Source organism: Pseudoalteromonas sp. JB197 (assembly GCF_002332205.1).
GTDB lineage: Bacteria > Pseudomonadota > Gammaproteobacteria > Enterobacterales > Alteromonadaceae > Pseudoalteromonas > Pseudoalteromonas nigrifaciens.
In genome coordinates this window covers 2,139,504-2,151,586 of record NZ_NRGZ01000001.1, presented here as the reverse complement: position 1 = coordinate 2,151,586, position 12,083 = coordinate 2,139,504, and the positions used below count along the sequence as shown (strand labels likewise).

The window sequence follows — 12,083 nt, the reverse complement described above, 5'->3', positions numbered from 1 at the left end:
AAATTATGCACAGTGTAATAAATATCATAGTTAAAGGGCTTAGTTATTATATTTAATTGCTAAGCCATACAAAGTACTGTTAATTAATTTTACGAGTTACTCAATTCGCAGCGCCATACAGTCACTATGACCATTAATAATCATGCTTTTATCGACTCGCACACCCGCACCAGAATATTTTCCTGCTGTGGTAAAACTACATATTTGTACAAAGTAATCGTCTACTTTTGGTAGCGCAAATAATTGCTGATATATTTGCTCTTGGGATGCAAAGTGTCCGGCGGTTTCCTCAATGGTTTGTTGTTGCTGATCGACTAGTTGAATATTTGCTCCGCAGCGGCCAACAATGGGTTTTACTACATAGCCGGTTTGTAATAATTCATCACTGAGCTCAAACGCGGTATTGAGCAAATATTTATGATTAGGAAATAAACTCCACAGCACCGGTAAGATTGCTTTATTACTGGGGATCAGTGTCCATAGTGGTTCAAAAACCATGACATTTTTACGCAATAATACATCAGCCAACCGCGGGGTTGCTCCTGCTTGCCATTGCGGCTCAAAATTATGATTTTGAGCTTGATCAGCCTCGCATTCTTCACGAATTTGCTCAAGTGCAGTTTCCCATGACCAGGTTTTCCATACATAATTAAGTTTATTGCCATCGGCATCAATAATATTGCCAAAGGCATCCCAAGACAGAGTATTTAAACCAATAATAATTTTGCACTCAAAACCTGCTGCCGCAATTGTTTCTTTCATAAATAAAGCGTGGTAATGCTCTTCTGGGTCGTCATCTTGAAGAATATGAACTAAACCTTTTACTTCACTTTTTCGCCATGCTTTTACTAAGTCTTTAAATAAGTCTTGGCCTGCATCAATACCCGTTTTAACCCCAAAGTGCCTTGCCCATTTACCCTGAACTTTACCGCTTTCCATATAACACGAAGCGGAGTCGCAGTTGTATTCATACACTTTTAAGCCTGCGGGGGTTAGTGCAAAGTCAAAGCGACTGGTGATCAATTGATTTAAGCGGTTATCCCACGATTGACGAATTTTATTGAGTACTACTTCAGGTAAATTAAACTTTTTTAATAGCTCAGGGTGCTGTAACACATAGTCGGTGGCATGCATAAATAAGCCATGCAGCTCATTAGTGGCGTGCTCAATGGCTTGTTGGGCTGTGTGTGAAATAGTAAAGTAGCTATGTTGATCCTCAGTATTGGAGGTAAGCTTGTGGCCTTGCATCATGTCTACATAGGCGGCTTCGTCATCATTAGCAATATTTAACCATGACTTTGCAGCTTGGCCTGTATCGGCAATGTAATTAGATTTTATTGTAAATAAATCTGTGTTTATTTCAGCTGTAGGTTCTGCGTGTTCAATTTGATCAGTTTGGGTCATCCAGCCTAAAATAGTTGCATCGTTATAAGAGCATTCAATCCAATAGTCGCCATCTTTGGTTATTTTAGCTTTAAGCTCGCGGCACCAATTTTGACCTTGTGGCCATGTTTGATGGCCAACATTTTGCTCAGCAAGACGAATTTTATCAGGGTGAACTTCTACTACAATGGCAACATGGCCGGTTTCTTCAAACTCACCACCTTCTTCCCAAATAAGTAAACTACCAACTTGAGGGTGATGCTTTGCGCCATTTTTAAATGCTTGTAAGGGAAGTCTATTTTGGCTGTTAACTTCACGTACTGAGCGTAGCTCAAAAATATCGTAAGCCATGGCTATGTCATCAAAAATATAACCATGATTGAGATACATCCAGCGCCTAGCAAATTCAACGCACTGCCATTTATAACCCATATAAATGCCATCTAAATAACTGCGATAGGCACTGCGGTTAGGGTAAATGCTTTCGTCGGCAGAGTCATAGTCAGACGAGTAAACAGCAACATTACCAGGTGCGTAACCTAATAGTTCACCAAAATCACGAGCTGGAGTGCTAGTTTTCATAACAAGTTTGTTCAAAATAAAGGCCTATAATCTGCTGACTATAGGAGCGAAGTAGCTTGATAGCAAGATAAAATGCTATGCCCTTATTTAGGTTTTTATTTGCGACAGATAAAGACAGTATTAATTGAGTTTAACAGCGAGATATTTAATTACATCATCACTAACTTGCGGTAAAAAATAAATGTCATCATATTTAAAGTACTGCACCGAGCTAATAGTTACGGGCTTTGCTGCCGTTGGTAGCGAGTCGTAAAACAGCCCAAGCTTATAATTGTTGCTGTTATTTACTTTGATTGCTCGGTTAACCTGTATTTTAGGCGTATCTACTACTGTGTAGCCGTTATTTTCGGCAATATAATATACATTTTGATAGGTATAATAAGTGTTATTGCGATGCCTTAAACGTGAGTGGTATCTAGGCAGTGATCTAATATGTAAACCTCTTGGTGGCATTACCTCTCGATAGCCTCTGCTGTGTTTACGATAGTAAGTGCCATTATGGGTATTAAATACTGCACCATTAAAACGTACCGATACACTATTACTAGGAATATGACGTATCACTTTACCTGGTTTATGGTGTTTGTTATGTACATTTTGCGGATTTGCAAAGGCGTTACTTGAGAGCATAGTAAGTGTTAAAAACACTGCTAACAAAACAGTTAAGTTAATAGTGTTTAGCTTTATAGGTGTTAGTTTCACAGTTATTTGTTTCATAGTAATGTCTCGCTTATGTTTTTTATACATAACCGATATTAGAGCCTGAAACTGAATAGCAACTGATAGCGGCTGTAATTACACAAAGCTTTACATATGTTTACATAACTAAAATGCTTGTTGGTAGGGTTTTGAGCATGCTAGATGAGCAGAGAAGTGGTTGATTATGGGCTGTTTTGCGGGTTTTATATATAACTGTAGCGCAGTATAAAAAGCCCAGCAAAGCTGGGCTTAATTATTAATTAGTCTTACTGTGGCGTTTTCATTATTTTACTGGTGATCACACCTGAAGTAATAGAGCCTGACACATTAAGCGCAGTACGTGCCATATCAATTAATGGTTCTATTGATATAAGTAACGCAACAATTTCTATGGGTAATCCCATTGTTGGTAATACCACTAGCGCAGCAAAAGTTGCGCCGCCGCCTACACCGGCAATGCCAAAAGAGCTAATCACTACAATACCTATTAAGGGTAGAATAAACTCAAAAGTCATCGGGTCTATTCCCACACTAGGTGCAACCATCATTGCTAGCATTGCAGGGTAAATACCTGCACAGCCATTTTGTCCAATCGTAGCACCAAAAGAGGCTGATAAATTAGCAATAGCTGGGGGAACTTTAAGTTGGTTTACTTGTGTATCTATGTTCATTGGAATTGATGCCGCTGAACTGCGCGAACTAAAAGCAAAGGTCATTACTGGCCAAATCTTAGTAAAATAATGTTTTGGACTAACCCCAACTAGGCTTAACAGTATGCCGTGCACAACAAACATTAATAAAATAGCGACATAAGAGGCGATAATAAACGCCAATAAATTAAGAATGTCGTTACCACTTGAGTTTGCGACTACATTCGCCATTAATCCTGCAACACCGTAAGGCGTTAAAGCTATAACCATTTTAACTAAGCTCATTACAGTGGCTTGTAAAGCGTTTACACCAGTACGAATAGGCGCTGTAAGTTCGCTGCGCTCTAGCATTACTTTACGTGCTGCAATGCCTATTAACACGCCAAAAATAACGACGGCAATAATAGAGGTTGAACGTGTATTACTTAAATCGGCAAATGGGTTTTCTGGAATAAAGCTAAGCAACATTTGTGGCACATTTAAGTTAGCAACATTAGCCGCTTTACTCTCTAAAGTAGTCATTTGTGCCGCTTCACGAGTGCCGGCCACTAATCCTTCTACGCTTAAGTTAAAGCCATAAGTAACCGCAATACCAACCAATGCAGCAAGGGCTGTGGTAACCAGTAAAATAGAAATACTTACAAATGAAATCTTACCTAAAGAGCCTTGGTTTTCAAGTTTGACTACCGCGGCAATCATAAACACTAATACCAAAGGCATAATGACCATTTTTAATAGCCCAACATAGCCTTTACCAACGACGGCAACCCAACTTAAAACATGGTTAATAACTTGGGGTTGTTCGGCAAATAAAAACTGTAAAGCCAAACCAAAAGCACTGCCCAGTACTAGGCCAAATAAAACGGTGCGTGATAACGTTTTACTTTTTTGCGAAAAAAGATAAATCGCGAATAACAGACCAACAAACAATGCCAGCATTAATAGTACAGCAAGCGACATAATATCCTCTTCATTAGCTGTGATTTAGCGGCGCACTTTAACGCTTTAAACTTATTTAAGAAAATACACTTTCGCTATGACTTAGAAGAAATTGTTATGCATTGCTAATATTTGGTTATAAGGGATAGCAAAGCAGTAAGATTAATAGGTTAGCAGTGTAACAATGATTGCTTAATCTAAAATTTGCTTAGTATGAATACGTGAACTTTTAAACAGGGCTTTATTGCCTGTATCGGCTTCGGCCCAAAAGTTGATATTAAATTGCGCGTCGTCGCTTAGCTCTACTTTATGCCAGTATTGTGGCGGGCTGGTAGCAAATTGCCCCGCGTTAATTACAATAGTTTGCTCAGGCTCTGTGGCGGCTTCATTTGCAAATCCGTAAAAGGTAACAGTGCCTTGCATAACGCAAATTTGGCCAAACACACCCTCGGCTGTGTTGTGGTGAGTAAGTAACGCTTTTGGAATGTTGTCTTTAGTAAAAAAGTGAGTGGAGCGTTTTATTTTCCAGTGACTTGGTATAGTTAAGTGACTCATAACAATTCCTTTTTTGTATTAGTGAAACAAATATAAAAGTTTAAATCATTTCAGCATCAATATGGCGCATTAAATTAGTTACCCAATTAATATACTGACGGTGTATTTTACTACCGTTGTAATTAAGGTTAGTCGAATCTTGGTAATTGATAGAATAGGCTGTTTTGTCATAATTAATATTAACGATTAATTGATGAGTACGAATATTAAGAATTCCCTTTATTTTACCTTCACTAACAGGAGCACACTGCCAACCTAGTTGAATGCAGGCTTTTAAAATACCTGTTTCAACATCTGCTGTGTTATTAATTATTTTAGATGTTTGTGGAATAAGGTTTTGTTCAAAGTTTTTAATTGGCACTGAAGTTGAACAACCCGCGAGTGCGAATAACGCAGTGGCTATAAAAAGTGTTGTTTGCTTTTTCATGTTAGTCCTTTTGTTTAAATATGCAGCGTATCAGTAAATATTATTAAGTGATAGATACTAGGCAAAATTTACTAATAATTTTGCAAATAAGTGCCACTAATATTGATAAATAAATACGTGTTTATTTTATATTGTTTGCCACTTTAGACTAACCTTTGTAAGGAGAGCATATAACGAGGAGCACAACATGGCGGTATCAGCTATTCCAAAAGGGTATCATTCAATAACCCCTTATTTAATTATAAACGGTGCGCAACAAGCAATTGATTTTTATTGTGCCGCTTTTGATGCGCAGCTAGTTATGCAAATGCCTATGCCTGAAGGCGGCATTGCTCATGCAGAAATTAAAATTGGTAATTCACATATTATGATCTCAGATATGTGCCCAGATGTTCATTTTAAAAGCCCTACAGAGCTAGGCGATACACCCGTAAGCATAATGTTGTATGTTGATGATGTAGATACGGTATTTGCAAAAACCATTGCGTTAGGAGCGAAAGAAATACGCCCCGTTCATGATCAGTTTTATGGTGATAGAGCAGGTACGCTGCAAGATCCTTTTGGCCACGTATGGACCATTGGCACTCATAAAGAAGACATTAATGAGCAAGAGCTCAGAAAAAGAATGGTAGATCTTATGAGTAAAGATCAAGATGCTTAGCTTTATAAAATAAAGGTAAGTAAACAAGGCTTTTACAAGCAGCTAATCCTGAATTCGTCATCTAGGTTTATTGGCAAAACCAGTGTATTAAATTGCCTATTAATAGCATCATCACACATATTGTTCAGTTCAGCGCTACCATTACTATACTTACTATTATATTCAACATGAAAAACAGCTTTATTGTTATTTATAAAAGGGGTGAGTAATTCGCACTCTTGATACTCGTAGCATTGCTCGTTTACTGCAAAATCAAAATAACTATGCAGCTCATTTACCTGATGAAGATTGTTTTTTAAGCCAACCGCCAAGCCACGAGTATGCGCCTGATTTGCTATAAAGCGAGTAAATACAAGCTGATCGTTTGCAGTTAAATTAAAGCCCGAATTATTCATATAGCCGTCAACGTTATCGGGCTCTACGCCATCACATCCTTTTTGTACTGCTAAATCTAGACGACTAGCCATTATTGCTTGCACATTAGGTGAGCGAATATCTAACCAACGCTCTCCTTGCCAATTAGCTAAAGAGTTACCTAATTCGTTGATTAAAAATTGGCTTTTATCACTTCGCCACGATTCATAAGAACCCGCTGAAAAATAGCAAATAACCCGCTTACCTTGAGCTTGTAATGTTTGTATTAACTGTACTGGGGAATCGAATAGGTCTATGTCGTAAATATTAACATTGTAGTTAGTATTTATTGTGCCAGTTAGCTGCCATTGCCAGGTGCTCCCCAATGCGGGTTTATACCAGTTACCGGTAGTAATAGGGGCAATTGTAGGCTCGACTTGGCTAGAGGGAGTTGCTGGTGTATTGTCATTTTCACCGCAGCTACTAATACTGATTAGCAGTAAAAATATAACACAGTGGCCTGCGGTTTGTTTATTAAATAAAGACAAAAACATAACATACTCAAACGGTATTAGTAGTTATTAATTTAGCTTAAAGAGGCTAATAAATATATTGAAAATTATGATCTTCTAAAATTCACCGTTACTGACTAACGTTATTACGACCTTTTTTCTTGGCTCTGTATAAAGCTAAATCGGCATTTTTTAAAGCCTGATCAAAGCTCTCCTTGGGCTCTCGCTGAGCTACGCCAATTGAAACTGCTACATTGACCGTTTTATATTCATCAGATTTTTTGTTTTTTCTAGCTGTTTTATCAGTCCGCTTTGGGTTTCTAATCACCATATCGTAGGTTGCAATATTTTGTCGCAATATCTCAAGCTCAGGGATTGATTGTGAGACTGTTTTTCTGGGGAATACAACAGTAAACTCCTCACCGCCATAACGATAAATTTTTCCCCCACCTTTTACTTCACTCATTTTAGCAGCAACAAGCTTTAAAACTTGATCACCAATATCATGGCCATATGTGTCATTAAACTTTTTAAAGTGATCAATATCTAGCATAGCAACTGTATATTTTCTACCTAGCGATAAGGCCAGTTGGTTAAGCGCACGGCGTGTAGGCAAGCTGGTCAAGTCATCTCTATAGGCTAAATAATATGAATCAGTGCTTACTGCTAATAAATACAATGAACACATGGCTACGGCTATTAACGACCAAGGAAGTGCTATGAAATTTAGCTGATTTAAACACCAAACAATAAGAGTAATTAATAATGCTGTTAACGTTAAGCTATTATTACGTAAACTTCGCCAAACAAGTAATAGACCTATTAAAGATAAAGGTAAAGTGACTGCAATATAAGGTTGTAGCTGTAACCAGAATTTGGTTTTTGGCAAAAAACTATCTATATTTTGGCTGGTTTTCAACCATAGAAATGTTATTACGCCACACAGAAGAATAAATATAAGTCGAGTTATAGTGTGTACCGAAATAATTGCACGATCTTTTATCAAAGCTAATAGCATTAATAAGCTTGCACCACATAAAACTACCCACTCGACATTTGCTGTTAACCACTTAGACCAAAGTAAGTTATAGTTTATAGATAATAAATAGAGCGTCCAAAATAAACATAAAATGGCAACACGACTTCGGTTAAATTGAGTTGCAAAAATAGCCGTTATAATTAGTAACGGGTACACTAAGTAATTAATAATTATTAGTTTATCTTGCCACTGAGCTTGAAATTGAATGAGTAATGAAAACAAGCCCAAAACAATTATAAGACTTAAAAAAGTAGATTTAATCCCTTTTAATTTGAACAACCAATACTCCAAAGACTTATATCTAAAAATAAAAGCGTTATTGTATTGATATAAAAAATATTTGCTACTTTAACATGGGTTTAAGATTGTAAAATCATATTTTATGGTTAGTTTTAGTGACTGGTGCTATATGCTTATTAAAATAAAAATCGATTTAAGATTATTAAGAAAGAACTAAAATAATAGGCGTAATTAGGTTTTGTATTTATTACAGGGATATAAAATTACAGCAATTATGATTCGAGACAGTTTATTTTAAGTGTTTACAGTAAGTTATGTTTCGGCTCATGTAGTGGTAGTGGCTGCGTATGTTTGACATTTTGTAGAGTTATTATTTATAAATAGGAAAAACTTGCTTAAATATTCAGCAGGCTGTTAAAAAGTAACCCTCTAATGTTAAGGAGGGAGTGATAATGTGTGCACTTAACAAGTTCAACTTTAATATTAGGCCTTCCGTGGCCTGCTTAAATTAAATGTTTTTATAGTATGGATAATCACTATAACCAACCTCTGTGCCGCCATACATAGTGGCTGCATCAGCTTCATTTAAAGGCCATTGTTGTTTAATACGCTCAGGTAAATCGGGGTTCGCAATAAAAGGCCGACCAAAAGCAAACAAGTCACCGTAGCCATTATTTAAAATACGCAGTGCTTTATCTACCGTGTATTTTCCTGCATATATAATTCGACCAGAGAACTGCGCTCTAGCTGCTTTATAAAACTGCTCAGGTAAATCAGGTGCGTTATTCCAATCGGCTTCAGCAATCGATAAGTAAGCAATACCAGCTTGTTCAAGTAACTTAATCGCTTCTATGTAGGTGTTTTGTGGATCAGACTCGACCAAACCCAAATAAACGCGGGTTTCATCTGTGCTGCTAAATAGTGGTGCAAAGCGAACGCCTAAACGATCAGCGCCTACAACTGCGCTCACAGCAGTAACAATTTCTTTTAAAAAACGCAGACGATTAGTAAGTGAGCCGCCATATTGATCGTCACGCATATTAGTGTGCTCTGAAATAAACTGATTAACTAAATAACCATTAGCACAATGTAGTTCAACGCCGTCAAAGCCGGCTTCTAATGCATTTTTTGCAGCTTGCGCATACATATTAACTAACTCGCTCACTTCATCAGTACTTAAAGCGCGCGGTGTACTTGGTTCACTTAAAGCACCTTGGCCTGGGCCGGTTTCAATAAATACTTTAACGTTGTCGGCTGTAATTGCCGAAGGAGCTATTGGGCTGGCTTCATTAGGTTGTAAACTGGTATGCGATACGCGGCCAACATGCCACAGTTGAGCAAATATAATGCCGCCTTTAGCATGCACTGCTTGAGTTACTTTTTTCCAACCTTCAATTTGTGCTGCAGAGTGTATACCCGGAGTCCATGCATAGCCTTGGCCTCTAGGCTCTATTTGCGTACCTTCGGTAACCATAAAGCCAGCGCTGGCACGCTGCGCATAATAGGTTGCCATTAAGTCGTTTGGAATATTACCTGGCTGCGTGCTACGAGAGCGTGTAAGTGGTGGCATTACAATACGGTTCTTAAGTGTATAAGGGCCAAGTTCTACAGGTGAAAATAACGAGCTGGTATCAGAAATAGATTGATTCATTAAAACTCTCTCTTAAAGCAAACTTAGTGGCTTATTACCTCGTAATTAACAAGGCAAAGTATGTTGATGCTTAGCTGTTTAAGCAATGTTGGTAAGCGTAGAGCTTTATGGGTACAATTTGAAACAACACTTTATTGTTTTAGATACAATTATGAATGGTATTAATAGGCTCGATATTAAACAGCTCAGGGTGCTAAATGCCTTGCTTGATTTAAAAAGCTTGTCGCAGGTTGCACGTAAAATGGGCCTAACCCAGCAAGCAATTAGCGAGCAGCTGCGTAAACTACGTGACTTATTTGACGATCGTTTGTTTATTCGTCAAGGAAATAGCATGGTGCCAACGCCCAAAGCGTTATCTATGCAGCAACCTATTTGCCATATTTTAAAGCAACTTGAAATGCTGTTAGAGCCCGAAGTATTTACACCGCAAACATATAAAGGTGTATTTACTATTAGCGCGACAGACTACGCAACGCAAGCCTTGTTACCGCAGCTTTTTAATATAACGAGACGAGAAGCACCCGGGTTAAAACTAATCGTGCGCGACTTTGCCTCAGATAATGTTAACCAGCTAATTACGGCGGGCGAGCTTGATTTACTGATTAGCTTCCCTGAATTTATTCCAGATAACTTAGCTTATGTTACTTTGCTTGAAGAGCAGCATTTATGCGTTACAGGTTGTGGCAACAAGCTAGCAAATGAGCCGTTAACACTGGCACAAATTGCAGCTTATCCGCAGCTAGTGGTATCACCTTCGCGTGCCAATTTACGTGGTTCTCACGATCAGTGGTTTGCAGCAAAGGGCCTTAAACGCAATATTGTTATGTCGGTACCTAGCTTTTCGGCAGTACCAAACATTCTTCATACAACCGATATGATCGCGTTTTACCCGGCGCGATTACTACCAAACAATAAAGTACAAGAGCTAACCGTGGAAGCATTGCCGCCGCCTTTTAAAGTAATAGCTGCATGGCATCCACGTACCAGTGAAAGCCCAATTCATCGCTGGATACTGGAGCAATTAAAAGTAATTTGAAGTGTGAATAAATTTTAGCGAGCAACACTCGTTTATAGTGTTACTCGCTAATATAGGAGCTAACGATAACGTAAGCCGTAATTTTAGAGCTTACCTATCGACAAAGAGCGGACATCGTTACCTGTTGGCGACTCATGTGCTTTAAGGTAAAACACCGGTAAAATAGCCAGTATATGGTCAAAAATATCAGCTTGAATACCTTCGTACTCTGCCCACACTGTGGTGTTGGTAAAGGTGTAAATTTCGATAGGTAAACCTTTATTCGTTGGCTCTAATTGCCTTACCATTAGGGTCATATTTTGATGGATTTTAGGGTGTTGTTTTAACAGCTCTATTAAATAATGCCTAAAGGTTCCTACGTTAGTTAAGCGGCGGCCATTAAGTAGGCAGCTCATGTCTTTAGTGGCGTTTTCGGCGCTAATAGATGATATTGTGGTATCTATATATTTGGTGAGTAAATTTGCTTTTCTAAGCTCACTGAGCTCTTGTTCATTTAAAAAGCGCACGCTGTTCATTTCTAAATGAATGCTACGTTTTATTCTTCGACCGCCCGATTCTGACATACCGCGCCAGTTTTTGAATGAATCAGAAATAAGCGCGTACGTAGGAATTGTAGTGATGGTTTTATCCCAGTTTCTTACCTTTACCGTGGTAAGTGCAATGTCAATTACATCGCCATCAGCGCCATACTTGGGCATTTCTAGCCAATCACCTACCGCTAACATATTATTAGCAGAGAGCTGAATACCTGCCACTAAACCTAAAATAGCATCCTTAAACACCAACAGCATAACGGCTGATAACGCACCTAAACCACTTAATAAAATTAATGGTGATTTATTCATTAATAACGACACAGCTAAAATACCGGTTAATACACTGGCAATTAACTTAATGGTTTGTAATAACCCTCGTATCGGGAAGTGGGCTCTGACTGCGCGCCGATCAGAAATAACCTGAAAAATATCGAGCAACGAAAACAGTGATAGTAAAGAGAAGAGAATGATCCATTGGTCGGTAACCATTTCAATAATATGTAATAAGCCACTCCCTTCGGGTAACCAAAGCCTTGCTTGGATAACGACAACCGCACCTTGAATTACAAAAGAGATATGTTTTGCAAGTTTAAATGCTAACTCGGCAGGAGTTTTTGCATCAGGCTGAACAATTCTTTCGCTAAAGCGACCTTTAAGAAAGTGCTTAGCTGAGTTTCTGATAATTAAATGTAAAACTATGGCAAAAATGGCGAGCCAGCAAAGTACTAAAATGTCGTACCATAAAAGAGGGTTGGCGGGTAAATATTGGCCAAACCACCCCAGTAAATACTCACGTAGTTCAGCTCTTATATCTGTCAT

The 12,083-nt window shown here is 38.3% G+C and carries 11 protein-coding genes; 2 read left to right on the top strand and 9 right to left on the bottom strand.

What is annotated here, in order from left to right:
* Positions 1-96 precede the first annotated feature (96 nt).
* The 5 genes from gss to CIK86_RS10155 all read right to left on the bottom strand — a co-directional run bounded on the left by gss (position 97) and on the right by CIK86_RS10155 (position 5,235).
* Positions 97-1,965, bottom strand: a complete 1,869-nt coding sequence (gss, locus tag CIK86_RS10175; protein WP_086997761.1) for a bifunctional glutathionylspermidine amidase/synthase — start codon at positions 1,963-1,965, stop codon at positions 97-99.
* 120 nt (positions 1,966-2,085) lie between these two features.
* Positions 2,086-2,682: a DUF6515 family protein gene (locus tag CIK86_RS10170; RefSeq protein ID WP_011329103.1), complete on the bottom strand. Its 597-nt coding sequence runs from the start codon at positions 2,680-2,682 to the stop codon at positions 2,086-2,088.
* A gap of 248 nt (positions 2,683-2,930) precedes the next feature.
* Entirely contained in the window at positions 2,931-4,274 is a 1,344-nt protein-coding gene (locus CIK86_RS10165) for a cation:dicarboxylase symporter family transporter (protein ID WP_086997764.1), read from the bottom strand.
* A gap of 171 nt (positions 4,275-4,445) precedes the next feature.
* Entirely contained in the window at positions 4,446-4,808 is a 363-nt protein-coding gene (locus tag CIK86_RS10160) for a DUF1971 domain-containing protein (RefSeq protein ID WP_086997767.1), read from the bottom strand.
* A gap of 40 nt (positions 4,809-4,848) precedes the next feature.
* Positions 4,849-5,235 carry a lipoprotein gene (locus CIK86_RS10155; RefSeq protein WP_011329099.1) on the bottom strand — a complete coding sequence of 129 codons (387 nt, stop codon included), beginning with the start codon at positions 5,233-5,235 and terminating at the stop codon, positions 4,849-4,851.
* A gap of 187 nt (positions 5,236-5,422) precedes the next feature.
* Here CIK86_RS10155 and CIK86_RS10150 point away from each other — a divergent pair, with 187 nt between their 5' ends.
* A complete protein-coding gene (locus CIK86_RS10150; RefSeq protein ID WP_086997770.1) occupies positions 5,423-5,896 on the top strand; it encodes a VOC family protein in 474 nt (157 codons plus the stop codon).
* A 32-nt stretch (positions 5,897-5,928) separates the two neighbouring features.
* Here the strand turns inward: CIK86_RS10150 and CIK86_RS10145 are convergent, their stop codons facing one another.
* From CIK86_RS10145 to CIK86_RS10135, 3 genes are all read right to left on the bottom strand, one after another.
* Positions 5,929-6,804, bottom strand: coding sequence for an endo alpha-1,4 polygalactosaminidase (locus CIK86_RS10145; RefSeq protein WP_086997774.1), 876 nt, complete (start codon positions 6,802-6,804; stop codon positions 5,929-5,931).
* A gap of 88 nt (positions 6,805-6,892) precedes the next feature.
* On the bottom strand, positions 6,893-8,080 hold the full coding sequence (locus CIK86_RS10140; RefSeq protein ID WP_254910757.1) for a GGDEF domain-containing protein: 1,188 nt from the start codon (positions 8,078-8,080) through the stop codon (positions 6,893-6,895).
* A 469-nt stretch (positions 8,081-8,549) separates the two neighbouring features.
* The gene (locus CIK86_RS10135; protein ID WP_086997779.1) at positions 8,550-9,692 is read right to left on the bottom strand and encodes an alkene reductase; all 1,143 of its coding nucleotides are present in this window, start codon (positions 9,690-9,692) and stop codon (positions 8,550-8,552) included.
* Between the two features lie 118 nt (positions 9,693-9,810).
* Between CIK86_RS10135 and CIK86_RS10130 the strand changes: the two genes are divergently transcribed.
* On the top strand, positions 9,811-10,728 hold the full coding sequence (locus CIK86_RS10130; protein ID WP_217896495.1) for a LysR family transcriptional regulator: 918 nt from the start codon (positions 9,811-9,813) through the stop codon (positions 10,726-10,728).
* 83 nt (positions 10,729-10,811) lie between these two features.
* On the opposite strand, the gene CIK86_RS10125 is transcribed toward CIK86_RS10130, so the two are convergent.
* Positions 10,812-12,083 (bottom strand): mechanosensitive ion channel domain-containing protein, encoded by a 1,272-nt coding sequence (locus tag CIK86_RS10125; protein ID WP_086997782.1) that lies wholly within the window; start codon positions 12,081-12,083, stop codon positions 10,812-10,814.